Here is a 24,603-nt window from a genome sequence, read left to right on the forward strand (position 1 = left end):
GCTGGTTTAGCGCCGAATGAATCTGAGATTAGATATCAAGATTCTAAAACTGTGGCCAAAATTAGTTGACCACTACAAAGTCTAGTAAAGCTAGAGAACTAGAAAAGATGCTTTCAATAGAGATACATAAAACCAGCTTAGATTCTTCAAGAAGCAATCCTAATGCTTACTCTCTTACTGAAATAATCACTATGCTAGTGTCTTCATGCTATGTTGCATTGCAAACATATAACTGTAGGCGTCAAGCCGAGATTCAAGATCCTGTAATTGGTGTACAAGAAGATCTATTTATTTGTAAGAGTAAAAAACTTAATTGGTATCAGGCGTGTTTATACAACGAAAAGAATAATGAGCGCCGTTGGTATACATTGAACAATAGCAGCACAAAAGCTATTCAAATACTGAGCAAACTAAAAAAAGCATGGAATGGAACACATGCTGAAGGATTGTTCGTTGTACCGAACTTTACTATCTCGCAAAATGGTCACTTCAATCACTATAAATTTAATTTCAATAAAGGTAAAGATTCCCGAATTTCTGGCAACATGTTTTTAAAGTTGACTCTTGGAACTAGTGATATTCCCACTGGCAGTCAAACATTCAGGCGCATCTATGCCATTATCTATCATTACCAGTTTAAAAATGCTGATTTGCTAGCGCTGTGTCATCAGATGGGACATGTAGACCCAGATAACACAACTGTCTATGTCACGGAACCTGCGGCACGAGACCAGCATGAACAACTTCATCATAAGGTTAAGCTAACGAAGAATGAAAAAACAGAATCTACCATTGCCATTCAGGAAGAGAATAAAGCGCTGGAAAAAGTGATAGAAGAAGTCGGTATTGAAGCCACTGCAAATGACATTTTGACTCTATTAATGGGAACGGAAGAGATGGCAGGAAAATATACTGCATATCTCAAAAGGGTTTATCGCGTACTCCAGAAAAGTGTTAGTTTTAATAAGATAACCAACGAAAACTATGGTAGTGACTTTGACGATCTTTCTCCTGAAGATAAAAGTGAAGTTATGGCCAAAATGCTCGATGAAAAGGGACATAAACATCGCCCGAAGCCGCACGCAACTTGTCATCGCAGAAAAGGAGAAGCTAAGAAACATGCCGAGCCTTGTGAGCCAATTAAATGTGCAGGCTGTCCTTATCAGGAGGTAAAACAAGCACAATTAAACATAATGATAGACGATTTGATTGAGCTAAAAACCATTCAATCTGATATATCCAAATTACCAATTGAGCGTTTTCGAGCCAATGAAGATATAGCAAACCTTTCTAAACTGATAGAGGTACATGAACGCTCAATGGAAAGAAGTAAGACCTTGTTTATAAAAGGAGTATCGAATGGCAAGTGATAATTCAAAGATAGAAAGACAGCGTGCTGAAGCCTTTGAACGCTTAGAGCAAAAAATAGGTATTCTTGAAAAGTGGTTGGATGAAGGTATTCCATACAAATTAGCTGATGGTAACAAACAGCTTGATGATAAGGGAAAGTTCCTATTGGAGTACTTTCCTACTAGTGTTCGAGGGCTTCGTTTATGGAATGGCACACAAAACAGTAAGAATGTGGTCAATGAGTACATGATACCTCACTATCAAACGTCAGATGCTACATGGAAAGCTGCGTCGTTCAACACGAGAATTCGTGTTGAGGGAGCGGACGATAAATTAAGTCTATTTGTACGCCTAAAAGAAATTGCACTGATTCAAAGAAGCAATAAACAAAAAACAAAAATCCAAGAGCTTGAAGAAAAGCTGGAGCTAAGTGAAACCAATAAACAAGGTTTGGCCACTGAACTTATACAACTGAGACTTGATAATAAATTTCTCGAAAGCGAATTAAGAAACGCAGAAAACAAGCTTCAAGGTGTCCAAGAAATAATGCGTCAACAACTGGAGTTTGAAGCAAAGAAATTAAGGCAGTTAAATAACGAAGAAAAAGCGTTAGCCATTACAGTAAACAAGCTAAAAGAATTGTTACATAGGCATAGTATTGATTACTCAGACATAGAAAAAGAGACCTCAGTCATTACCTTTCCCGGAGTGAAAAGTAATGACTAAAGAGAAAACTCTTTCGGCCAAAGAGAAAGGTAAATTAAATGCAAAGAAAATCAGTGACTGGTTAAAGACAGAACCAGCCATACCTATTTTCCAGCAAAAAATTAATAAGATTGCTATTTGTCGAATGCATCAAATACCGAAATCGACGATAGAGACAAACCCAGATCTTCGAGACTTATTTGCTAAAGGTGGGCCTATTGAAAAATTAGCAGCTAAACAGAAAAAGCTGCTTAGTGAAAATTCAGAGCACGCTAATTCAGAAACATCGCCTGATTCTACGCCCGAAGCCACTGAAGAACTAAAGGAAAAAATTGACGCTCTCCAGCGCAGGTTAGATTCAATAACATTAGACTTGGCTTCAGAAGAGTTCCTAATATCGACTGGAAGATACATTCCTAAACTCTACTCAGGACAGGGGAACTCTTGATGACGTTATCGAGTATTAGTTTTAATGATAGTCGAATTGACTTAATGGGAGTTGTTACTCACATAATCCATACCGCTAGAGATAATCGTGGTGTTTCTGCAATTTTTCAAATTAAGGTTAAAAGAACCAAATTCGTCGTTGTTGCAGAATTCGGTTCGATGAAAAGCTTCCCTGATGTTGGGGATATTTGGTTAGTTACGGGTGAACATAAAACAGATAATACCTACGGCTCTCAGTTCAAAGCAGAAAAGGCTCACAAATTACTGCCTGACAAAGATACCCCTTTAGATGTTTTGGCAGACTTCTTGGTATTTGGTACTGCTTTCACCGGTATCACTCGTTACTACGCAAATAAGCTTGTAAGGGTATTCGGAAATAACCTTTACTCTACTTTGGAACATGCTTCAATAGATGAACTGACTGCGACAAAAGGCATGAATTTATCTAAAAGTATTGCTCATAACCTTTTAAATAGCTGGACTAAATTAGCTGATGAAAGCGAATTAATAGAATACTTTGATGCGAAAGGATTTCCTCTAGAACTAGTTGAAACTGCACGTCAATTATTTGGTAAAGACGCAATCGAACTGTTAAATAAAAACCCTTATTTACTCTATCCGATAATATCGATTAAAGCTCCTAACAGACACTGGAAGGAACTTGATCGCTCAATAAGAAAAAGCTTTAATATTAAGAAAAGTGATCGCCGCAGAGCCATATCATTTATTGAGTCATTACTATATTCCGCATACCGTGAACATGGCCACATGGCATTACCAATTGGAACTATAATTGATGCATTGGAAGAATCTAATATTAGCTTTTCTTTGAATAGCATTAATACACAAAGTGATGAGTTTCAAACGCTTTGCTTGAACAAGGATAAAAGTAAGATTCAGATTTTAGGGCATAGTGCCATTGAGGGAACCATAAGTTTTTTGCTTAATAAACGCGTTTCATTAGGAGAAACTGATCAGGCTTTTAATACAGCAGAAATAGATATAGTACTAAGCAAGAGTGAACTTAGCTTGGAACGAATGACTGCACAGCAAATCAAAGCTATAAGTAATGGACTAACTAAAACGCTATCTTTTGTCGATGGCCCTAGTAATTCAGGGAAAAAACTCATCATCCAAGTCATTGCTGAAGTGCTTCTTAACAATGGCGAAAACCTCTGGTTAATATCATCCCCGTCAGGAGATGACGGAGAGTATCTATCAGGGATTGGGAAGGAGTCTGTTAATACCTTTATCAATAATTCATCAAAAAGGAATAAGGCTGATGCATTAAAAAATTCAATTGTTGTCGTTAATGATGCACATACGATTGATGCTTTAATGTTTTATAAATTGCTTAAGTGCCTACCTTTGAGCGCACGGTTATGTTTTGTAGGTGATCATCGTAAACTGCCACCCGTTGGTCCCGGCTATGTGTTTGGTCAATTAATATCAAATAAGTCTGAATTGATTACCCATTTGAAGCATCAATACGGCTGTGCGCCCGATAACTTACTTACTCATATATCTTCATCTCTTCTGGTCAAAGGAAATGATGAAATAAACAAACTTCCTTCTGCTAATTTTACAGAGATTCAGGATGTTAGTATCTACGAGACCAAAGAAACATCTCAAGAAATTTTAAGCAATATCGCTGCTAATATCTGGCTAGAAATGTATTTAAACTTTAATAAATCATATCAATTAATTTGTGCTCATAGTGCTCTTTGTGACCAAATCAATAAGCACGTTCAGCAACTAAGATTTACTAAGAAAAATGTTATTAGTTTTACTAGCAACGAACAAACTTACTACGAAGGCGAGCAAGTAATTTTTATTAGGAAAAACCAATATCTCAAAATTCAGTCTGGGCAAATGGCGATAGTGCATAAAGTATACGACGCCCCCATTTTATTACGAGGTCGAGAATGTGTTTTAAGCATCAAAGTAAATCATAAGCTATTGGAGTTAACGAAAGACGATCTTGAATGTTTAAGTCTTTCCTACGCGATCAACGCTTATAAAGTTCAAAGTTACAAGTTTGAAAATACGATTCTCGTATTGGATAACTTTTATTTGATTAGTAAATCGTGGCTTTACACCGCTATTAATGCGAGTAGAAGCAGTCTTATATTTATTGGAGATCGAGATGCTCTAAATAAAAAGTTTAATTCTACTGATTTTAATCGTGCTCGATATTTTGGTACTCCACTAGAGTTAGTTGGTTAATATAATGAATATGATCACTGAAACCAAAGTTACATATGACCGAAAAGAACATTACGTTTATCAAGATGCTAAGGGCGAAGTGCTGTGGGCACCTACAGATTTTATTCTCGAATTTGAAGGCGATATAAAAACCAAGAGCAAGTATAGAAAGGCTCTTAGACGCTTGTTTAAGTACATTAATACTCGAACACATACTATGTCTTGGCTTGATATGAACGACTACCATATGGAGAAGTTTAGAGATTGGAGCCTTGAAGAGACAAAAGCCGACTCTCGCTATCGCGAAGAAGAAAACATAGCCAAACAAACAACGAATAATGACTACTTGATGCCAATTTATGCTTTTTATTATTGGGTTCAAAAGCAAGGTAGTTATCACCCTAATATTTTAGGGTTCGATGCAGAGAATACCAATGCATTTCAAATTACTTCATCGCAGTTACAAAGAGATATTGCGATATCTATAGAAGAAAAGCCAAATAATGATGCTCTGTACCCTAAGTTATTTAAAAACTGTGATTCAAGAGGTAGAAAGCAACGTTCAGCGACTGAGATGGAGCTTGACGAGTTGAATTGTCATATCATTGCAAACTACCGAGGCTATGAAAGGGCTTCATTATTGCTCATAGCACAGATTATGAATCAGGCAGGTGCACGCCCTATTTCTATAGCTAGTCTAACCAGATACCAGTTTCATAAAGACATTGTTGACAAAGAACTATTCAAAGAAAAAAAGGCAACTTTAGATGTTGTGCCCAAAAAGGCTAAACAGGGTAACACCATGCCTATAAAGTTTCCTATTTCAACTACCCTTACAGTAGTGGCATTTATCAAGAATGAACTAGAACCCTACATAAAAGGTAATGAAGTTGGTCGATATGAAGGTCAATTATTCTTGAACCCAGATACACTAAAGCCTTTATCTGCGGCAGACATATCAAAGACTTTTAGCTTAATTACATCCGAATTAGGTTGGCCTAAAGGCAAGTCAATTTATTCACTAAGGCATAAGTTTGCAGGTGATAGCGTAGATAAACACTTAGCTATAGCGACTGAACTTGGATTTAGCGCTGACGAAGCATCCATTGCTCTACAGATGGAAGCTTCCATGACACATAGAGCCAAATCATCAATAAAACCATACGTCGAAAGTAGAATGCGTATGGGTCAAGAAACTGAAGCTAATAAAAAGGATCTGAAGATAAAGTCTTTGGAATCAGAAAAAGTTCTACTAGCTTTGGATGCTCAAAGAGCTTTTGAGTTGGCAGATGAAAAGAATGCTGAGAATCAAGAATTGTTATTGGAAATTGCAAAGTTAAAAGCGAAGTTAAAAACACAATAAAATTAATAGTATTTGTTAATACACATCAAGCAAATTATTTAAGAGTTCTGTAAATGAAAGCTATAGGTAAACTTGCCTTAGATCTCAATATAAATTCGTTTTGTGAACATCAAGGCATGATAGAGCAGCCTTTAAAATCAGAATTTGGTTACCGAGTCTATGCAGATGCTCTTGCAAATCAACTTAACTTTATTTTAAAGCTAAATAATTAAGGTTTACGCTGAAAGAGATTGAATCACTGATGTTCATTATGTAAGTAGCAGTTTCGCTGATATTGAATCGATGGGGTTGCAAGGTTGAAACCATGCCAACTCCTTGTCAGCGGTATTACGAATGTACAAGCTGTAAAGCACTGCTTAAACCGTTAAAAGTTGATAGTTGCGTCTATTGCTCTTACGGGACTATCAAATCCCTTCTTATCCAAAAAAGAGACGATCTATTGTTCCAAAAACAAATTATGAAGATTCCATACTAATCAATAAATAGATAAACTGAGTACAATAATTACATTTATTAGAGGCAGCAGGTGGGACTAATAGTACAAGGAAGGGTCGTCGTAGTTGATCACGATAGTAAAGAGTGGTTAAAAACCAGCTCACAAGGAAACCCAACTAAAGAAATTATAGAAGGGCTTACTGTTTATTCTCTATTTAAAAGACTACGAACTTCTAAAAAAATTCGAAGAAAATATCGAAACAAAATTCCCGGTGATAACTGTCCCATCATCTACGCACTCAAAGGTAAAGATAACCTAACAACAGATTTAACAAGTATTAAAAAGCTTAGAATTAGCTACAACTCTATTATAAGTATTTTTCAAGCTAGTGAACCAAACGGTTACGATCTCGTCATTTCAATGCCATCTGCACATAATATAAGCCGTATTATAGGGAAACGTTTGGCAGGAACTTTTTCAGCTCACCATTCCGATAATTTTTTACGTAAATTGACAATTGATGAAGCATTTAATCTTTTGGATAGAGCTGACATAAGTGTAGATGAACACAAGGCTTTATCTTTTAGGTTAAGAAAGCAAAGACAGGAAAGTGGATTTCAAGGAGCATTTTCACTCAAAGGGATTCCCGTCCCCTTTAGAAGTGAATTCCCACCACTATGTCTGAATAATACAGAAATAGAGAAATTAGAACCTCTGCGAATTCTATTGGTAGATGATCTATTAGCAACAGGAACTACGCTAAAAACAGCTCATAACTTAGTAGAATCGATATATCCGCAAGCTGTAATACATGGGGCTAGCTTAATAAGTTCATCTATGAAATGATCTTGACGAATGCGTCAATTAACATCATAATTGTAAATACAGAGTGTGCTTGAGTCTCCCCGCTCTTAAAATCCAGAAGAGACCCGCGTAGGCACCATTGCTGAAGGTCGGTTCGTAAAGGACGAGTGTTTGGCAGGTTAGGCAGCGGCTAACCCTTCAACATCTTTGTTGTCGTAACAGTAACTTTAGGAGAGCATAGGCTCTCCTTTGTTCTTTCTAGAGGCTAATGAACTAAATACATTAAATTACTCCCTTCGTCATTAACAATGATCAAGTACTATCTATCCAAGCTTCTTAAAAAAGTTAAAAATAAGCACTGATTAAAGAACTGACTAACACAGTTACTGTACATTTAAACAGCGATTGTGGACTTTCTATTATGAATATGAGAGATTATTCTATACTCTTTGAAGGCACAAAAATCTATTTGATTACGTAACGGAATATTATGAGCAAACTAAAAAAGAGCATTACTGTCCGGTTTTTCGCCATAGAAGCTGAGAACTCTTTTTTTTCTGAGTTTATATCTAACTATCAAGCTAATCAAAATAATGATAACCAAACTCGAATCATTAATATTCGAAATAAAAAGCATTTAGTCAAAGCTTCAAGTTGTGTTCAACAATCTGCCTTAGATGTATTTCCTGTTACAATTGTACGCGAAAGAAATACATGGCAAACCAAAGCCACAAGTGATGGAAAAATTTCTTCTATTGCAATAAATCAAGGTATTATTGGTGATCCATACTTTTTTTCAATCATCCCTGAATTAAAGGTAGTTATCGGCTTTACTTCTGGACCTAGCGTTAGTTTAAAAAGTGTAGGAACTTCTCTACTTGAACAGTTCAGTAACAATAGAACTGATAAAGTAAAACTAGAACTAATTCCGAAAGAAAAAGAGTTTTCTAGGCTAACTGAAATCAATGATTACAGTAGCTTACATTTTAAGATTGGGACTTCTTCATTATCTGATGTTTCTGAAAATGCGCCTCAACTAATAAAGGATTTAAGTAGTGCTCCATATTTAGAGAGCAATATGCAACTGGCATTAGACTTTGCCATTGACGAGAAAGAAGATACGGGCTTATCTAAAGAAAATGTTATTGAAATAGTTAATTATTTATCAAATCACGACGATTGTACCCTTCTTAAAGTAAAGGGAAAAAATGAAGATGGATCAGTTGTTCATTTAGATTTTGGCAATGCATTCTTTAACTATAAAACAGAGATAACAACGCGTCATAAATATATTGATGAAAAAATTGCCCAAGAGATACTAGAGGCTGCATTAGCCAGCTTCAATCATTAGGTTGATGAATAAATTTTTCAGGTTACAACTGGAGCATATTAAATTCTAAATCAATAAAATAAAGAATAGTTACAAACGATTCTTTATTTTGACATTGATAATATTTCTTTTCTAGTAATAGGATGCAAGCCAACTAACACATCACTTCTTAATAACTCTAACAGCCTGTGTAAAGAATCTACATCAATGTTATAAGCAAGTTTTTCATTCACTTCCTTTGCAGCTTCACGAGATAAGCCGATGTTAATCAACTCAATCATCCTATCATCACTAGCCCCTATTTCAATAAAGGAATGAAGTTTGATACTTGTAATATCGAGCTGTTTTAATGAGATAACATTTGTCAACAGTACTTGATAGCAACGTAGAGCATTTGCCATTCTAAATCGAATATCGTTATTGATAACTTTAATAACATCCCTTACAGCCTTATTCGGATTTACATCGTCACCTTTTTTCTTGTTATTTTTGTCCATCCACTCGATTTGTTCGTTAATAATCTCTTTTAAGCTCTCACCTTGAACCCATTTAGCTGCAATAACACACATATAAGACATGTAATATTCTCCAGTTGGAGTATAAACGCCAAATTCTACTAGTTTTTCACAAACTTTAACTAATACGTTGTAAAGTTCCTTGGATTTTGGGTGAGGTAGGGTCCAATCATTTAAGTTATCAATATTACTTATAAAATTAAATAACTTATTTTGTTGGATATAACCTATTGTTGGGCTTGCTTCTAGTGTGAATGGAGCAACTTTTAAACTGCTGTGAGCATTTCTTACAGCTCCTTCCAATGCATCAATTTCTTCTAAGCTTAAATCAAGTTCGGTTGCTTCAAGCGTCTTATGTAACTTCCCTTCAGCCACTTCCTTTATCAATTTGTTTGCTATAGTGTAGAACTTATACTGGTTTTCAGCATCATGTGCATAAACACCAGCCAGCGCTTGAAAAACTAAGGGAAGGTCTTCATTAATCGCTTTAAAGTAAGTTGGGATCTTTTCTTCATCGTTCTCTTTGTCATCAAAATAATCTTTCACCTGCCATTCGTCAGGTTCAACTATAAAAATATTACCTGCAAAATGTTCTAGCATCCTTCCTGCTCGACCAGTGATGTTATTGATTTTTACATCATCTAATCTTTCTGGTGCCCCCATTCCCTTTGACTGCATAGGTTTATAGAGAAATAAGTTTTTAGCAGGTAAATTAACCCCCTCTGCTAATGTACTTGTACAGGCAACATATTGAATAAAACCTTCTTTAACGAGGTTTTCGATCATAATTCTTAAAGAGCTAGGTAAAGGGCCATAATGAAAAGCTACCCCTTTGCGTAAATTATTTGCCAATGAAAATCTATCGTGAATGAACTCTTCAACATAATTTGCAGCCTCTTCGAGTTCATTTGGAGTATCATATTTTGTTACTTTATCAGCAATATTTTGTGCAATATTTTCGCAATGATCCGTCTGATTTCTATAAATTATATTGCTGTGACCTCTGCCAAACTTTAGAGCAATATCTGAGAGATGTTTATCCTTAAACCCCTTTGGAATTGTTATTGAATCTTGGGTATTAAGCCTTTCAATTACGAGGTTCCGGCCTACAGGCTTCACTTCCATTAATATTTTGGCAACAGGAGAAATTGATGTAATTTCTTTGGTAAACTCCAAATCTTCAAAAACAGTTGAAAAAGAATCTTGGTAGCTAGCCGAAGGCATACTTATGATTACTTGGGGAAAGCTGTCTTCCATTAACTTATCTATTGTCAAATGAAGTAATACACCCCGGCTCTCATCCGTAATATTATGAGCTTCATCAATAAACAAGTAGTTAAAAGATAAGTCACCTGCTTGTAACGCCTCAAGTAAGCGTTCCTGTGTCATGACAAAAAAGGTTTTGTCTGCATAACCATCGTCTTGTGGAACTGTACAAATCTCTATTTCTTTTTCGTAATTCTGTTCTTTAGCTATTTCGTAAAGTTTATTCGCTACTTCTGATATTAAAGCTCTGGTGGGGACAATTATCGCGGCAAATGCACCGTCAGAATCAATCATTCTTCGTATGAGGTAACTAAGAATGATGTGTGTTTTCCCAGCTGAAGTTGGAGCTACGGTTATAACATCTTCATCTAATATAAGACTTTCCCATAAGGTCCTTTGGAAATCAGTTAGAGGAAAACTTAGCTCATCAACCGTATTTAACTCTTGCCTAAAATCCATCTCAGCTTCTGAATAGAAGCTATATTTAAAACTAAGGTCAGGGTAGTTTTTTTCAATTAGTTTAATGTTAGGAAAGTCTCCAGAGCTAGAGAATACACGATTTGCTATAGCAATTATTTCTGGGTATGAATTGCCGCAAACATCAAGAAGCATGGAGAGTAATGCGGCTCCTTCCTTTCGGAATTTACTATCGTTAACTTTATAAAAATATTGAGCTATCGTTATTAATTGCTTTACATGCTCTCTATTTATCTCGGCTTCCATACCAATCATTTTATAAATATATGAACGAAACAGTTCGTTAGTTGCTTCCTTATAACGTTCACTAGCTAGCGCTCGTGTTGAAAGCTTCTTAATAAACTCACTCATTTTTTAATGTCCATATATTTAATAAATTGTCCCACTAAATCTTCAATACAATTAAATGGTAAAATCATCAATACGGTTTTATTTGCTGGTAAATCTTGCTTTTCCAGCTTCATGTAAAAATCCGCAATATATTCTTTCCCAATATTTAAGTATTCTTGTTCAAACTCTTCTGTGGAGCATTGAAGCAACTCTGGTTTTGAGAAACCGATAAAGCATGAATTATGTAAAATTTCATCTAAATCAGTATCAGAAAGAGGGTCTAAAACCTCTAAAAGGTACTCTTCTAAATCAGCATCTATATTAGGAAAGTCCATTTCACTATCAAGTAAATCAAATTCTTCCTGATATTTATCCTTAGCACTCTTGATCGACTTTGCGGCTTTTGATGCAGCCGATTTAAAGTCTATATGTAATTTTGACTCACCTAAAAATAGTTTAAAATTACCGTCATAGAATTGACCATGAACGCCATCTGCTCCATATACAGGCATCCTCCTTGATGTTTTGTTAGCGACTTTGCTCAGTAATTTGGGGGCTTCAAGATAAACATCCAGCAACGTAAAAAGAATTAGTTCACCGAGTTCGCCTTGAGCTGTGTGTTGGCTTAGTTTGCGAATTGCTTTATCGAAAAGTTTAGTCGCTGCACCTTCTTTTTTTATTCCGAGCTTTTTCTCAATTTCAGAGCACTTGAAAACAAAACTTGCCAAAATGCCGTTTTTTAAGGAAGAAAAAAATTGGGTTAATGAATCAGGTATACCGTTAGGAGCTAAATAAATAAGAAGTGCTTCAACGCTCCTTCCATCATCTAGCTTATGAGTAAAATCGACCTTGTTTAAGATCGCCTTAATTTCATCGTTATTTTTTAACTGTGGCTCTAAACGTTTTTCCATTTTTATTTCTTGTCTATCCTTAATACTTAGATATTAACAAATCCCTACATATATTCAATTTTGAAAGTGGAGCACCTACTTATCTTGTAAGAACTACTTATTTGAAAGCTGCTTCATTCATTCGAGAGTCCGGTAAAGAGTAGGGTTAGTAACAGAATATTTTTAGCTATTTCTTAAATCGCCCCTCCATTAAACTCATCCTTTAGTATTTCTTTTACTTGTCAGATAAAGCAGGCAAGCTGCCCATGTGTTTGCCTTTAGCTTTAGCTTCTTCACGACCTTCTGTGGTTCTGGCTTTTATAAGATCTAGCTCAAGTTGAGCGAATACTTCACAAAGGTTGATCATGGGGGTAGCAAACGGGTTATCATTTTTAGTATTGAGAGAACCATTAATAATCTTTGAACAATCGCCCCGTTTGTGAGTACTTTCAATGCCCTCAAAAATAAACTTTAATGATCGGCCTAGCCGCTCAAGGCGAGTAACAATTACCTCATCACCCACCTGATGAAATCGATTAGCTTCTTTAACTTTTTCATTTCTAAACGAAGTACCAGACACATTGCCTTATAATACTTTTTTACAACCATAATAGCCCAACTGAACAGTTAAGCATTCAAATCTTGTTCTCTAGTAGATACTCTTGCAAAAGTAGATACTCTTGCAAAAACACTTTCATGTGTAGGAAACTTTTAGCTTTCAAACATGAACGAGATAAAAGATCAATATTCGTTCATTTAAAAAGTGAAATAAATGACAACTCTAACTATCAAGTTTAATTCTTCCACATGCTTTAACTGTGTCTTCACTTGTACACGAGCTTGCCATTTGTTGAAGCTCAGCTTGTAGTACTTTGAGTCCCCACATTAGGTTGTTAACTAAAGCCAATTTCGCCTGTGTCTATTACAAGTTCAAAACTTAAACTCTAAATATAAGCTGATTTGATCTCCTTCAAAGAAAATTTTTTGCCCATAAACTCTTATACCGAAATGTATAGATTAGTACTGATTCACAATAATTACGCTGAAATTGAGTCAATCGTATTACAAATACTCTTATTGATACTGGCTCATTACTTGCAATTTTTCGAGAACATGACCACATGTAGAGAATAATAGGCTAACAGTGGGAAATATTTACACTATCAATGTAAGGATTACTTATGAAATACTCAAGATTTGCTGCAATGATCATCACCTCAACCATTGCTATGTTTGTCATGATGTATCTCAACACTTACGCAGTATCACATATATGGTTTAGTGAAACGCGTATCTATATGGCGTTGTATATGGGAGCAGGTATGGCAATGATCATGCTGGCCTTTATGCTTGGCATGTACAGTAACAAGAAGCTCAACATGGCTATTTTTCTATTGGCGACAATACTGTTCGCCATATGTCTTTATCTTGTTCGCTCTCAAAGCACAATTTCTGACACTGCCTACATGAAAGCGATGATTCCTCATCACTCCATTGCTATTCTTACTAGTGAGCATTCAACTTTGGAGGATGTACGCGTGCGTGAATTGGCAAATGGTATTATTAAAGCCCAACGAAAAGAAATAAAAGAAATGGAATGGCTGATTAAGGATATTTCTGAAAATGGAAAGGTCAGCTCACAAGCTCAGGCTGAGCAACGACCGCTCCCAAAGTTTGAAGGCACACTGAACAAAGGAGACTAAGATGACTAAGACAGCTACCCTGTACAGAATGGTCACTGACGAACATATCTGCTCCTATGGTTTAAGGTCGAAAGATTTGCTGGAGAGGCAAGGGTATGATGTAGAAGATCATAAGCTCACGTCAAGACAACAAGCTGATGACTTCAAAGATAAGCATGATGTCAAAACTACGCCACAAACCTTTATTGAAGGAAAGCGTGTCGGAGGATACGATGACTTAAGAGAGTATTTTGGTAAAGATGAAGCAGGTCAAACTGGCACAACCTACACGCCAGTTGTAGCCATTTTCTCGATAGCTGCACTTCTTGCTGTCGCATCTCAACATTTTGCTTCCGGCTCATTTATCTCCATCAGAACACTGATGCTATTTATAGCTTTTTCAATGACGCTCTTAGCGGTGCAAAAACTGAAAGACCTATACAGTTTCACAAATTCGTTTATTACTTATGATTTACTAGCGATGAGATGGATAAGATATAGTTATATTTATCCCTTCATTGAAGCATATGCAGGTATTGGTATGGTTGCCCAACTACAGCCTCTCGCAGTGGCACCATTTTCATTGTTTATCGGCACAGTTGGAGCAATTTCAGTTTTCAAAGCCGTTTACATTGACAAACGCCAGTTAAAGTGTGCCTGTGTAGGCGGCGATAGCAGTGTGCCACTTGGATTTGTATCGCTATCTGAAAACTTATTTATGATCGCGGGAGCATTGATTATGCTGCTGATGTAAAGGTATAGCTCTATTCGGCGGCCCCTTAACTGTTAAGATTAGACCTAGGATGCAAGCCCACACCTTTCTAATCCATATGTAACATTTTTTCTGTCGTACTGGCATCAAGATAACCAGAACTGAGCAAACAATCTCAAAGGTTGTACAAAATAACACTAAAGCTTTTTCATTAAGTTTTATTGTTATGCTCTTGTGGTGGCTTTCGCCACCACTTTATTAGTTTTCAAGTTCCACCATATCTTTCGCTGCAATGTCACCAGACACTAGCTTTACAGTTGCGAAATGATCATTCACAATTTTAGTAATTTGTACCGTTCCTACCTTTTCGATAGTGTAGGGATCTTCACCTTCACTCAATACTATTCTTTCATGGAATCTAATAACACTGTATTTTTGCCCAACCTCTGCGCCATGCTTAGCACCAATACAGATTAGAGTTCGATTATCAGAACTTTCTACTACCTGACCTCTCATCATGTATTTATGATAAAAAGTGGTATTGGAACAACCCACTAAATATAAACCGAATGTAAGCAATAAAAGAGCTTTTATATAGGGTGTTTTCATCACTGTTACCTCATTTGACTAACTAATTATCTATACACTTTTTTATGAATTCATTTGTTTTTCCGGCCAGCCCCCGAAGGTGCTTGATGACAACTCCAAGGCTTATGAACAGAGTTATCTTTGATGTTCTGATCAACAAATTTATAGTAACTTTCTTTAGTATGTGTCCACCAATCATCATGAACATCTGCGCCATACTTACGGATTACCTCCTCAATCCCATCAAGGCTTACGTTTGCGGCATCATAGGCAAGGTGTATTTCACCTTCTTTGATGTTGTAACTAACTTCATCTATACCAAAAAGCTGATCTATTTCTTTTACTAACTCGTCACAGCTTTCTTCTGTGACATTGCTAAGCTTTAGGTTTCGAACAACTAAATTTTGCTCTTTAACGCCAACTCTATGATTTAAATCGCTCATAATTTTTCTCCTAATGTTTGTGTGAATGCTGTTGATTGCTATCTTTCATTTCTTCCATTTTACGGTTCATCTGCGGCATCATGTTCCCCATCATTTCTAAATGATGTTCAGCCATCTTGATTTGTTGATGCATTGGCATTTCTTCCATGTTTTTGTGCATGGATTGCATCATCTTCATCATTGAACGGTGATGTTCAACCATCATCTGCTGTTGCTTTTCAGGATCTTTTTCAGTTTTAATGGCATGGACTTCCTTTTTCATTTCCATCATCTTTTTGTGCATTTCTCCCATGTTCTCATGTGGTATTGCCATGCCTTGATGCATATCAGCTTTGTTCGCACCTTCATGCTTATGCTCATTGTTTTGGGCAAATGAGCTAGTGGTTATAAGTAGTGAACTAATAAATAAAATTGATTTAGTTAACGTTTTCATGATTTTTACCTTCTACACTTTTATTAAAATTTGGGATCCAACTTGGTGTCGATTCCATATACCTGTGGTACTCCGAACCAAACTCAGCAATCGCTTGTGCTTCTTCGCGTTTCGCTAGCTTGACGTAAACAACGACTAAGATCGGAAACATCGCAAGTGTTGGGATTGTCGGCCACTGCAATAAAAAGCCGAACATGATTAGAATGAAAGCTACATACTGTGGGTGGCGACACCTTGCATACCATCCAGTTGTAGCCAATTGATGATGTTTTTGCGCGTGATGCAATACATTCCATGCTGAAGACAACATAAAGAAACCTGCAACAATTAACACCATACTCACTATATGAAATGGGTCCCAATGGGCATCACCTTGAAATCCAAAGAAAGTATGTAATAAATGCCCATTTTCATGCGCAAAGAAATTTACTTCTGGATAGGTCTCCGTCAGCCACCCCGACAGAAAATAGATAGTTAAAGGAAAGCCATACATTTCAGTAAATAGGGCAACAATAAAGGCAGAGAACGCGCTTAGACTTCTCCAATCAGTTGATGTTTTTGGTTTGACAAAACTAAAGGCAAAAAAGATAAAAATTGCTGAGTTCAGTATCACCATTGACCATAAGCCATAATCATATGTTTCATTCATCACTGCTTTCCTTTTTATGTGATTCCTTACGTGCCTTTTCTAACCCTTGTATGTAGCCATCGTGATAGGCTGCATTTTTATCCGTGAGTTCTTGAAAGCTCTCTTCCTTTTTTTCATCAGGCGCATGTGAATGATCGTGACCATGTTTACCATGACTGCCATGCATAAATACGTGCATCAAGGGGCATAGCAATAAAATCAAGTAGGGAAGAAATTGCAGCATATGTTGACCATGCTCAAGCACTAAGAAGTAGGTCACTGCGGCAATAAGTGCCAGTGCAGCCCAGCCTGTAGGTGTTGACCAAAAATTAGGGTGTTGATTTTTCATATTGCCCTCCTAAACGACTTTTAAGACACCGCGATACATTTGCATCTGACAGTGAAACTCATGCTCTCCCGGTGATAAGTTCAATAGGGTAATTTGAGTAATTTCATTTAATTTAAGCTGTTCGCTTATATCCAATGAAGGAATAAGCATTGTTTCAGCGCAGGGGGATTGATCTTTGCGCATAAACTTCAGAGTGACAGGTTGGCTAGCAGACACCTGAATTGAGGATGGGGAATACACACCATCCCTCACTTCAATGAGTACTTCATTACCTTGAACGATTGTTTTATTGGGTTTATATAGCCAAAACCACCAAACAATCAGCGCGATTAACATTAAGCCTAATAAGTTAATAACCATCATTGTGATTCTCCTTAATGCTCTTTTGCTTTAAAAAAGCGAAGTCGATTTGCATTTGACACTACAGTCAATGACGAAAACGCCATTGCAGCACCTGCAATTACAGGGCTAAGCAGAATGCCAAAGAAGGGATATAGAACCCCCGCAGCAAAAGGAATCCCGGCTACGTTATAGACAAACGCGCCAAACAAGTTTTGTTTGATATTTCGTAAAGTAGCTTTGCTTACCGCTATGGCATCAGCAAGGCCATGAAGTGAACCACGCATTAGGGTAATGTCAGCACTTTCGATAGCTACATCAGTCCCTGTGCCTATGGCGAAGCCAACATCGGCTAACGCTAGCGCAGGAGCATCGTTGATGCCATCTCCTGTCATACCAACAATTTCGCCGCCTTCTTGTAGCTCTTTCACCTTGTTGGCTTTATCTTCTGGCAGCACTTCAGCAAGAAACTCACTAATACCCACTTTTTTAGCTACGGCGGCAGCGGTTTCCTTGTTATCACCCGTTAACATGATGACGCGTATACCATTAGCCTGAAGCCGTTTGATAGCAGAGATTGAGTCTGACTTGATAGGATCTGCAACAGCAATGATTGCTGCAAGTTCACCATCTACAGCAAAGTACATAGGTGTTTTGGCTTCTTTGGCTAAAGACTGTGCTTGTTCAACAAAGCCTGTGAGGTCTATGCCTTTTAACTTCATTAGTTTATCGTTTCCGAAAAGCAGGGCTTTGTTGTTGCAGCTTGCTTCTACACCAAAACCCGTAATGGCGTTAAAGGCTTCAATTTTTAGTAACTCAATATCCTGATCTAACGCACTTTCAACAATCGCTTGCGCTAAAGGATGCTCTGAGCCGCTTTCTAAACTTGCTGCAAGCTGTAGTACGTCTTTTTCGTCAGTAGCTTTTGCTAAAATAATATCGGTTACCTTAGGTGCCCCTTCAGTAATAGTGCCCGTTTTATCTAAAATCATGGCAGTGATTTTAGAGGCGGTTTGCAGTGCCTCACCGTTGCGAATAAGCACTCCGGCTTCTGCTGCTTTTCCTACTCCCACCATGACAGACATGGGTGTTGCCAAGCCTAAAGCACACGGGCAGGCAATAATAAGCACAGTAGTTGCTGAAACGATGGCAAAAGCAATGGCTGGCTCAGGTCCAAAGTTAAGCCATGCTAGCGCACTTAACACAGAGGTGATCATCACGACAGGTACGAAAAAAGCTGAAATAACATCGGCCAAACGGCCAATCGGCGGTTTCGAATTTTGTGCTCGTTTCACCATATTGATGATCTGTGCAAGCGCCGTGTCTTTACCAACGCGTGTGGCTCTAAATAAAATCATGCCTGATTTGTTCAAAGTACCTGCGACAACCTCATCTTCTTCAGCTTTTTCAGCAGGCATAGGTTCGCCTGTCAGCATGGACTCATCAATAGAGGTGTGTCCTTCCAATACCACGCCATCGACGGGAATTTTTTCACCCGGTTTTACCTTCACAATATCGTTAAATAAAACCTGCTCAATACCTATCTGAACTTCTTTGTTGTCACGAACCACGGTTGCTGTTTTGGCTTGCAAGCCGATAAGACGTTTAATGGCCTCAGAGGTTTTACCTCTGGCTTTGATTTCTAATGCTAAACCTAAATCAATTAAGCCAATGATCATGGCGGTAGCTTCAAAATAAACATGCCGTGCCATCAATGGAACAGCGTCAGGTGCAAACACGACAACCATCGAATACAACCAAGCTGTACCTGTTCCTAAAGCAATTAGGGTGTCCATATTAGCGGAGTGGTTTTTAAAGCTTTTCCAAGCGCCAACATAAAAATGCTTACCTGAAAAATACATAACACCAAAAGTTAAAATGCCTACAACCAGCCAAGACATGCGCTCAAGGTTTGTTTCAACCGTCATTTCTCCAACCACAATGCTGTAGATCATCAAAGGAACGCCGAGTGAAAGGGCAATAAACGTATCGCGCATTAGCTTTTTGTAATATGCAAAATCCGCCGCCTCTTTCTCATCAAGCGCATCTGTTGCTGAGCTATCATCAATTGGCTTCGCGTTATACCCCGCTGACTCAACAGCTTTGATCAACTCTTTTGTTTTAGCTGTCCCATAAACTGTTACTGTCCTATCAGCAAAATTCATTTCCGCACTGACGACTCCAAGAGTTGCCTTCAACGCCCCTTCAATTTTGCCTACACAGCTAGCACACCCAGCACCTTCAATGATAAGCTGTTGGTTATGTGATACTTTCTCCAACGTATTCTCCTTACTTTTACACGAAGAGGATTGAGCTTTTGCCTGACAGCAACAGCCTGATTCAGTTTTTATATTTGTGTTAGTAGCCACCCTTTTTCCTCCTATGCTTTTTTAATTTGCTCAAAGTTTTCGATGAGATGACAAACCATGTTTGCAGTCGGTGCTTTGTCTTCCATTTCTTCCCATCGAGAAAGCGCAGAAGACATTTTTCCTCGAAGTGCCAACATTGCTTGAAACTGCTTTTCTGTTTCTTCAAGCCGCTCTTTGATCAGGCTTCTGACTAATGGGCACGCACTTTTACCATCTTCAGATTCATTAATAATTTCCTTGATATCTGCAACGGAAAAACCAAGGTTTCTAGCACTTAAAATGAATTTAAGTCTCGATACTTCTTTATTCGAGTATGACTTGTAGCCGTTCACTGACTTAGCAGGTTTTAACAATCCTAATCTGGTGTAATAGCGCACCGTATCAGCAGTCGTTCCAAGGCTTTTTGCCAGCTCCGCAACTTTCATATTCACTCCTCAGTTTTTTAGCTAAGTTTGTACTCTCATCTTCAGCTTAGACCTGTGTCTAAGACACAGGTCAAGTACTAATTCTAGTGAATAAGCTAAAAACTAATTTTTTGGTAAAAGAGAAATCTCGGTCAAAATCGACAGCATTAAGTACTGTAAATAGCAATAGTTTGAGCATGTTCATCATGCCTCCAAAAAATATTGTGCTAATTGTTCAAAACGGTTGGTAATTTAAACCAATCAGTAAATCGTTTTATTTTTGATGGGACTGGCGAAAAAAAGGCGCACTGATCCCGTGATTAGCCAATAATTGGTGGACGATAAAGTAAGAGATGGATACCAGATTTTGGTAGGGGTATACGCTGTAGAATTAGCTCAGAATGAATATTGCAAATACCTTCGTCTTGCGCTTCCACAAGATAGGCATTTAAATGAAAGCTTGTACAAAAACCGCCTTCACAACAAACACAATCACCAGCTTTACATTTTTCACAGTCTTCATCACCATGAAGGTGTTTAGAGTCTTGCGAATTTTCAGTGTGATAGTGACTATTGTCAATCATTGATTGATGATGCATATTTTTGCTTGGTTGTATAATATGCGTGTCGGATGAGCCATTATGATGCTCTTCACAATTCATTGGTTTAGCAATAGCAAAACTATGCTGCGTAAGCAACACAGTTATTATCACTATTTTAAACCACCTGAAAAGTCCAAACATTATCATTCCTTCTTTAGCACCTACAATATTAGCCACTTTATAAAAATAATTTTATGATCTTGATCAACCTTTGAACTAAAACCTAAACTTTTTACTTTTTACTTTTTTAAACAGCTTAAACTTCACAAGTATAAAGGGGTGTCTAATTTATACTCATGAGATTGAAGCCAAGCATGAGCACCATTAAAAGAAATAAAAACCCTACGCTCATAACTAGGTATTGAGTAAGGGATCATTTTTCCAATTGTTCAGCTTTAAGCGCAGTACTTTGCAACAATCGGTTCTATCCCGGGCACACCCAATTCCCGTTCATCAAAAGTGATAAAATGGCCTATTGTACGTCTTTCAATGGCGATGTTTTTTGCCTTGACTCTTTAACCTTAACCATTCGCCAACTTTACTTCTTAGCTGATATTCCGGTATACACCAGACTGGCACCGACTGAAAATAAGAAGTAGCTTACTATTACTGCTCTTAGTTCTTTCCAAAAAAACTATTAGCTAGGCCTTTCCTAACATAACTAAAATGGTTTAAATCCCAAAAAACGAAAGCTACCATCAATATAGTTGCGGTAGCTCTCATCAAGTCAATATAGTATTTCTTCACATCAGAGCCAGAACTTGATACCTGCAACAAAAGCAGTATCACGAGTACTTTGCCCATTTAACTTCGCAAAGTCGGCTGTATTACCAAATTTATTTGTCCACTCAACGCCAACATAGGGAGCAAACTGGCGGGTAAACTCATAACGAACCCGAAAACCAATAGTACTGCTCGATAAACCACTACCAAGGTTATTTTGGACGTCGTCCTTACCGTAAAGCGTTAACTCTGCACGTGGTTGAACAATTAACTTTTGTGTGAGTAATAGCTCATATTCCGCTCTAAGCGATAGTGCTGTATTGCCTTTTTCGCCCAAGTAGCCAGTCATGTCGAGATCAAACCAATATGGAGCAAGCCCCCTAAGGCCAAAAGCTAGCCACTGTCGGTTTTCACCGTCTTTATTGTAATCAAACCGAATCCCTGCTTGTGTATCCCAATATGTTGAAACAGCATGGCCCCATAAAATATCTGTTTGGTTCTCCTCTAGATTTCCTTTGCTAAAATCACCCTCGGTTTTTATGACTAACCTGTCAAAAGTAGTGCCATACCATGCCTGAAAGTCAAAAACACCTGCGTTTGTTTGCTCATTATATTCAAGACGATCCCCTAGTAGCGCGTAAAATGAATGCTCATCTGCCAAAGTCAGTCGTTTGTCGCTACTGAGTGCATAAGGACCTTCAGTCAAAGTTGTACCTGCTGCATAAGCATGGGGGTCTCTAGCATCTTTAGGTGCATCTCCACCTTGTGCTTGCATTTTAGAATCACCCATCTCAGTCATCTCATCTTTTGCAGATACAGATACACTTATAAGGGGCAAACCTATTAATAATAGTCTTAACGTATTGGTTAGTATTAATTTTTTCATGATACAACTACCTCTCTAAACATACCTGCATCCATGTGGAATAATAAATGGCAATGCCATGCCCAGCGACCTACGTCATGAGGTGTTGTTAAAAAACTAATTCTTTGCGCTGGTTGTACAGGGATAGTATGGCGACGAACCTGTACATCACCTTTTTCATTCTCCAAATCGCTCCACATACCATGCAGGTGCATGGGATGTGTCATCATTGTATCGTTTTGTAAAATAACTCTTAAACGTTGATTATGCTTCATGTGAACTGGCGTGCTTTTTCCAAATTCCAAGCCATCAAATGACCAGCTATAACGCTCCATGTTTCCAGTTAAATGTAATTCAATTTCAGCCTCTGGCTCTTGCTGGTTTGTAATTCCCTCAAGAGAATGTAAATCTGCAAGTGTTAAAACACGGCGTCCATTTTTACGTAAACCTATACCGGGATCATCAAGGTTTGTTCTAGGCATATCAACACGCATATCAACAGAAGCTCCATACTCTGTTTTTGCATGACGCACTTTAGTGCTAGCAACAGCTAATGGGTTTTTAGTCATTCCATGTTTACTATGATCCATTGCCATCGCTCCATGACCCATTGCACTATGATCCATTTTATTAGAATTCATGCCCGACATGTCTGCCATACCTGCCATCGCGGAATGCTCACCACCTTGGGCCATATTCCCCATCATATCTGTCATCGTTAACCATTCAACGGGATCTAGAGCAGGTACTGGTGCATCAATATTAGGTGCCATTGATAAAGTACCTTTAGCATAACCTGAGCGATCCATGCTTTGTGCAAAAATCGTATATGCATCATTTTTTGGCTCGACAAGTACATCATAAGTTTCACCGGGACCAAATCTAAATTCATCTACTGTCACAGGTTCAACATTTTGTCCATCAGCTTGTACAACTGTTAACTTCAGCTCAGGTATTCTTACATCAAAAAACGTATTGCTAGAACCGTTAATAAATCTAAGCCTAACCTTTTCGCCAGCTTTAAACATTCCACGCCAGTTTGTCAAAGGCGCACAACCATTCATTAAAAAAGTCATTGCAGATGCTGATAAGTCTGCAAGATCTGTAGGGTTCATTCTCATTTTATTCCACATTTCCCGGCGTTGTAGCGCATTTGAAACGCTGCTATTTGAAATGTCATCAAAAAACTCTGGAACAGTAGGTTGATTAAAGTTAAATACATCGCTTTGTACTTTTAACTTGCGGAACAAATCCATTGGGTCATCATCAGTCCAATCAGACAATTGGATAACATGCTCATTGTCAGCACTAATAATATCCTTTTCTCTTGGCTCAATAATTAATGCGCCGTACATACCTGTCATTTCTTGAAAGCCACTGTGTGAGTGATACCAATATGTGCCGCTTTGTTGCAGCTTAAATTTATAAACAAAGGTTTCACCCGGCATTATACCTTTAAAGCTAATACCCGGTACGCCATCCATTTGATACGGAAGAATGATCCCATGCCAATGAATTGAACTCGGCACTGATAATTTATTAGTTACCCTGATAGTAACGTCATCACCTTCTCTGAGGCGCAAGGTAGGAGCTGGTATTGAGCCATTGATTGTTGTAGCCATTCTTACAACACCTGTGAAGTTTACGGGTGACTCATCTATCACCAGATCTATTATTTCTCCACTTAGTTCGGGCACAGTACCTGTTATTGTTCCAGCCACTAAAGATGAAGCAGCATGAAGAATGCTTGGAAAAGCAGCTAATATACCGCCAGCAGCTAAACCTTGTACAAAGCGTCTACGCGGTGTAGAAATTTGATGTAATGGATCTTTAATTCTCATTTTACTCTCCGAGGTTTGACCAATAAATTAGTGTGACCAATGAATGTGCGTAATTTTCCATTCACCGTTTTGCTTTTCGAGAACCATTGTTTCCATCCCTTGATAATCACGTTCTTCACCATTGTAAGTACCTTTAGTTTGACTACGCGAGGCAGAGATAGCTGTATTTCCAAGTATCGTCACTTGATGTTCAAGTGTGTCGCTCTTCATCGCTGCTAAATACTTCATATCCGACAACATATGATGATGAGCATATTCATCAGCGCTCCTTTCAACGCGGCCTCCCTCGAAAATGGTGACATCATCCGCTAACTGCGCTCTAGCCTGTTTTTGATTGCCAGTTTCAAGTGCTTGATGAAATGCCAAAACAACTTTTGCGGCTGGTGTATCTACACCTTTAAACAATCCTTTGTCTTTATTCTTATCACCATGAGCGTTTGCTGCGAAACTAAACGTCATTAATAAAACGAGTAGGATATTTATTGTTTTCATTTTCTTTTTCTCTTT

26 protein-coding genes are annotated in these 24,603 nt (G+C 37.8%); 11 read left to right on the plus strand and 15 right to left on the minus strand.

The features are described from left to right. The first annotated feature begins 65 nt into the window (after window positions 1-65). The 9 genes from I6E69_RS05010 (at window position 66) to I6E69_RS05045 (ending at window position 8,661) form a co-directional block, all read left to right on the plus strand. Window positions 66-1,370 carry a hypothetical protein gene (locus tag I6E69_RS05010; RefSeq protein WP_197120773.1) on the plus strand — a complete coding sequence of 435 codons (1,305 nt, stop codon included), beginning with the start codon at window positions 66-68 and terminating at the stop codon, window positions 1,368-1,370. Continuing rightward, window positions 1,360-2,076 (plus strand): hypothetical protein, encoded by a 717-nt coding sequence (locus I6E69_RS05015; protein ID WP_149981294.1) that lies wholly within the window; start codon window positions 1,360-1,362, stop codon window positions 2,074-2,076. Before I6E69_RS05010 ends, I6E69_RS05015 begins: the two co-directional genes overlap by 11 nt. Then, window positions 2,069-2,503 (plus strand): hypothetical protein, encoded by a 435-nt coding sequence (locus I6E69_RS05020; protein WP_149981295.1) that lies wholly within the window; start codon window positions 2,069-2,071, stop codon window positions 2,501-2,503. Before I6E69_RS05015 ends, I6E69_RS05020 begins: the two co-directional genes overlap by 8 nt. Next, window positions 2,503-4,728, plus strand: coding sequence for an AAA family ATPase (locus I6E69_RS05025; RefSeq protein ID WP_149981296.1), 2,226 nt, complete (start codon window positions 2,503-2,505; stop codon window positions 4,726-4,728). The genes I6E69_RS05020 and I6E69_RS05025 overlap by 1 nt, the downstream gene beginning before the upstream one ends. A 4-nt stretch (window positions 4,729-4,732) precedes the next feature. Then, on the plus strand, window positions 4,733-6,070 hold the full coding sequence (locus I6E69_RS05030; protein ID WP_231619712.1) for a hypothetical protein: 1,338 nt from the start codon (window positions 4,733-4,735) through the stop codon (window positions 6,068-6,070). A gap of 53 nt (window positions 6,071-6,123) precedes the next feature. Next, window positions 6,124-6,282, plus strand: coding sequence for a hypothetical protein (locus I6E69_RS05035; protein WP_179959165.1), 159 nt, complete (start codon window positions 6,124-6,126; stop codon window positions 6,280-6,282). A 56-nt stretch (window positions 6,283-6,338) separates the two neighbouring features. Beyond that, window positions 6,339-6,545 (plus strand): GDCCVxC domain-containing (seleno)protein, encoded by a 207-nt coding sequence (locus I6E69_RS20610; protein WP_149981418.1) that lies wholly within the window; start codon window positions 6,339-6,341, stop codon window positions 6,543-6,545. Window positions 6,546-6,596: 51 nt separating this feature from the next. Further along, window positions 6,597-7,352 (plus strand): hypothetical protein, encoded by a 756-nt coding sequence (locus tag I6E69_RS05040; protein ID WP_149981297.1) that lies wholly within the window; start codon window positions 6,597-6,599, stop codon window positions 7,350-7,352. A gap of 448 nt (window positions 7,353-7,800) precedes the next feature. After that, window positions 7,801-8,661, plus strand: coding sequence for a hypothetical protein (locus I6E69_RS05045; RefSeq protein ID WP_149981298.1), 861 nt, complete (start codon window positions 7,801-7,803; stop codon window positions 8,659-8,661). Window positions 8,662-8,744: 83 nt separating this feature from the next. Here the strand turns inward: I6E69_RS05045 and I6E69_RS05050 are convergent, their stop codons facing one another. The 3 genes from I6E69_RS05050 to I6E69_RS05060 form a co-directional block, all read right to left on the minus strand. Then, entirely contained in the window at window positions 8,745-11,249 is a 2,505-nt protein-coding gene (locus I6E69_RS05050) for a DEAD/DEAH box helicase (RefSeq protein WP_149981299.1), read from the minus strand. Beyond that, window positions 11,246-12,139, minus strand: a complete 894-nt coding sequence (locus I6E69_RS05055) for a DUF1837 domain-containing protein (protein WP_076920562.1) — start codon at window positions 12,137-12,139, stop codon at window positions 11,246-11,248. Before I6E69_RS05055 ends, I6E69_RS05050 begins: the two co-directional genes overlap by 4 nt. 214 nt (window positions 12,140-12,353) lie before the next feature. Then, on the minus strand, window positions 12,354-12,698 hold the full coding sequence (locus I6E69_RS05060; protein ID WP_076920561.1) for a recombinase family protein: 345 nt from the start codon (window positions 12,696-12,698) through the stop codon (window positions 12,354-12,356). Window positions 12,699-13,299: 601 nt separating this feature from the next. Here I6E69_RS05060 and I6E69_RS05065 point away from each other — a divergent pair. Together I6E69_RS05065 and I6E69_RS05070 are read left to right on the plus strand one after the other, a co-directional pair. Further along, window positions 13,300-13,821, plus strand: a complete 522-nt coding sequence (locus tag I6E69_RS05065) for a DUF305 domain-containing protein (RefSeq protein ID WP_008109672.1) — start codon at window positions 13,300-13,302, stop codon at window positions 13,819-13,821. A gap of 1 nt (window position 13,822) precedes the next feature. Continuing rightward, window positions 13,823-14,554, plus strand: coding sequence for a MauE/DoxX family redox-associated membrane protein (locus tag I6E69_RS05070; protein ID WP_149981300.1), 732 nt, complete (start codon window positions 13,823-13,825; stop codon window positions 14,552-14,554). 216 nt (window positions 14,555-14,770) lie between these two features. On the opposite strand, the gene I6E69_RS05075 is transcribed toward I6E69_RS05070, so the two are convergent. The 12 genes from I6E69_RS05075 to I6E69_RS05130 all read right to left on the minus strand — a co-directional run bounded on the left by I6E69_RS05075 (window position 14,771) and on the right by I6E69_RS05130 (window position 24,588). Next, entirely contained in the window at window positions 14,771-15,121 is a 351-nt protein-coding gene (locus I6E69_RS05075; protein ID WP_004589646.1) for a hypothetical protein, read from the minus strand. A gap of 50 nt (window positions 15,122-15,171) precedes the next feature. After that, complete coding sequence (locus I6E69_RS05080; RefSeq protein WP_008467865.1) at window positions 15,172-15,543, minus strand: hypothetical protein; 372 nt, start codon at window positions 15,541-15,543, stop codon at window positions 15,172-15,174. Window positions 15,544-15,553: 10 nt separating this feature from the next. Beyond that, complete coding sequence (locus I6E69_RS05085; RefSeq protein WP_008467863.1) at window positions 15,554-15,976, minus strand: hypothetical protein; 423 nt, start codon at window positions 15,974-15,976, stop codon at window positions 15,554-15,556. Beyond that, complete coding sequence (locus I6E69_RS05090) at window positions 15,960-16,625, minus strand: isoprenylcysteine carboxylmethyltransferase family protein (protein WP_008467861.1); 666 nt, start codon at window positions 16,623-16,625, stop codon at window positions 15,960-15,962. Before I6E69_RS05090 ends, I6E69_RS05085 begins: the two co-directional genes overlap by 17 nt. After that, entirely contained in the window at window positions 16,618-16,953 is a 336-nt protein-coding gene (locus I6E69_RS05095) for a DUF2933 domain-containing protein (RefSeq protein WP_016899208.1), read from the minus strand. The genes I6E69_RS05090 and I6E69_RS05095 overlap by 8 nt, the downstream gene beginning before the upstream one ends. 9 nt (window positions 16,954-16,962) lie before the next feature. After that, a complete protein-coding gene (locus I6E69_RS05100; RefSeq protein ID WP_004589267.1) occupies window positions 16,963-17,316 on the minus strand; it encodes a cupredoxin domain-containing protein in 354 nt (117 codons plus the stop codon). An 11-nt stretch (window positions 17,317-17,327) separates the two neighbouring features. Further along, window positions 17,328-19,571 carry a heavy metal translocating P-type ATPase gene (locus tag I6E69_RS05105; RefSeq protein ID WP_076920054.1) on the minus strand — a complete coding sequence of 748 codons (2,244 nt, stop codon included), beginning with the start codon at window positions 19,569-19,571 and terminating at the stop codon, window positions 17,328-17,330. 101 nt (window positions 19,572-19,672) lie between these two features. Beyond that, window positions 19,673-20,086 (minus strand): MerR family transcriptional regulator, encoded by a 414-nt coding sequence (locus tag I6E69_RS05110; RefSeq protein ID WP_008467855.1) that lies wholly within the window; start codon window positions 20,084-20,086, stop codon window positions 19,673-19,675. 299 nt (window positions 20,087-20,385) lie between these two features. After that, the gene (locus tag I6E69_RS05115) at window positions 20,386-20,808 is read right to left on the minus strand and encodes a hypothetical protein (protein ID WP_016899206.1); all 423 of its coding nucleotides are present in this window, start codon (window positions 20,806-20,808) and stop codon (window positions 20,386-20,388) included. Window positions 20,809-21,415: 607 nt separating this feature from the next. Beyond that, entirely contained in the window at window positions 21,416-22,276 is an 861-nt protein-coding gene (locus I6E69_RS05120; RefSeq protein WP_016899204.1) for a copper resistance protein B, read from the minus strand. Continuing rightward, a complete protein-coding gene (locus I6E69_RS05125) occupies window positions 22,273-24,096 on the minus strand; it encodes a copper resistance system multicopper oxidase (protein ID WP_013465888.1) in 1,824 nt (607 codons plus the stop codon). Before I6E69_RS05125 ends, I6E69_RS05120 begins: the two co-directional genes overlap by 4 nt. 27 nt (window positions 24,097-24,123) lie before the next feature. Continuing rightward, window positions 24,124-24,588, minus strand: a complete 465-nt coding sequence (locus tag I6E69_RS05130) for a DUF4440 domain-containing protein (RefSeq protein WP_016899203.1) — start codon at window positions 24,586-24,588, stop codon at window positions 24,124-24,126. Between the last annotated feature and the right edge of the window lie 15 nt (window positions 24,589-24,603).

It is taken from the genome of Pseudoalteromonas sp. NZS100, assembly GCF_015864815.1.
GTDB lineage: Bacteria > Pseudomonadota > Gammaproteobacteria > Enterobacterales > Alteromonadaceae > Pseudoalteromonas > Pseudoalteromonas distincta.

Excerpts from the sequence above, each read along its gene's own strand:
- I6E69_RS05015 (WP_149981294.1), top strand. The coding sequence starts at position 1,360 with ATGGCAAGTGATAATTCAAAGATAGAAAGACAGCGTGCTGAAGCCTTT.
- I6E69_RS05020 (WP_149981295.1), top strand. The coding sequence starts at position 2,069 with ATGACTAAAGAGAAAACTCTTTCGGCCAAAGAGAAAGGTAAATTAAAT.
- I6E69_RS05025 (WP_149981296.1), top strand. The coding sequence starts at position 2,503 with ATGACGTTATCGAGTATTAGTTTTAATGATAGTCGAATTGACTTAATG.
- I6E69_RS05030 (WP_231619712.1), top strand. The coding sequence starts at position 4,733 with ATGAATATGATCACTGAAACCAAAGTTACATATGACCGAAAAGAACAT.
- I6E69_RS05035 (WP_179959165.1), top strand. The coding sequence starts at position 6,124 with ATGAAAGCTATAGGTAAACTTGCCTTAGATCTCAATATAAATTCGTTT.
- I6E69_RS05045 (WP_149981298.1), top strand. The coding sequence starts at position 7,801 with ATGAGCAAACTAAAAAAGAGCATTACTGTCCGGTTTTTCGCCATAGAA.
- I6E69_RS05050 (WP_149981299.1), bottom strand. The coding sequence starts at position 11,249 with ATGAGTGAGTTTATTAAGAAGCTTTCAACACGAGCGCTAGCTAGTGAA.
- I6E69_RS05055 (WP_076920562.1), bottom strand. The coding sequence starts at position 12,139 with ATGGAAAAACGTTTAGAGCCACAGTTAAAAAATAACGATGAAATTAAG.
- I6E69_RS05065 (WP_008109672.1), top strand. The coding sequence starts at position 13,300 with ATGAAATACTCAAGATTTGCTGCAATGATCATCACCTCAACCATTGCT.
- I6E69_RS05070 (WP_149981300.1), top strand. The coding sequence starts at position 13,823 with ATGACTAAGACAGCTACCCTGTACAGAATGGTCACTGACGAACATATC.
- I6E69_RS05075 (WP_004589646.1), bottom strand. The coding sequence starts at position 15,121 with ATGAAAACACCCTATATAAAAGCTCTTTTATTGCTTACATTCGGTTTA.
- I6E69_RS05080 (WP_008467865.1), bottom strand. The coding sequence starts at position 15,543 with ATGAGCGATTTAAATCATAGAGTTGGCGTTAAAGAGCAAAATTTAGTT.
- I6E69_RS05085 (WP_008467863.1), bottom strand. The coding sequence starts at position 15,976 with ATGAAAACGTTAACTAAATCAATTTTATTTATTAGTTCACTACTTATA.
- I6E69_RS05090 (WP_008467861.1), bottom strand. The coding sequence starts at position 16,625 with ATGAATGAAACATATGATTATGGCTTATGGTCAATGGTGATACTGAAC.
- I6E69_RS05095 (WP_016899208.1), bottom strand. The coding sequence starts at position 16,953 with ATGAAAAATCAACACCCTAATTTTTGGTCAACACCTACAGGCTGGGCT.
- I6E69_RS05100 (WP_004589267.1), bottom strand. The coding sequence starts at position 17,316 with ATGATGGTTATTAACTTATTAGGCTTAATGTTAATCGCGCTGATTGTT.
- I6E69_RS05110 (WP_008467855.1), bottom strand. The coding sequence starts at position 20,086 with ATGAAAGTTGCGGAGCTGGCAAAAAGCCTTGGAACGACTGCTGATACG.
- I6E69_RS05115 (WP_016899206.1), bottom strand. The coding sequence starts at position 20,808 with ATGTTTGGACTTTTCAGGTGGTTTAAAATAGTGATAATAACTGTGTTG.
- I6E69_RS05120 (WP_016899204.1), bottom strand. The coding sequence starts at position 22,276 with ATGAAAAAATTAATACTAACCAATACGTTAAGACTATTATTAATAGGT.
- I6E69_RS05125 (WP_013465888.1), bottom strand. The coding sequence starts at position 24,096 with ATGAGAATTAAAGATCCATTACATCAAATTTCTACACCGCGTAGACGC.
- I6E69_RS05130 (WP_016899203.1), bottom strand. The coding sequence starts at position 24,588 with ATGAAAACAATAAATATCCTACTCGTTTTATTAATGACGTTTAGTTTC.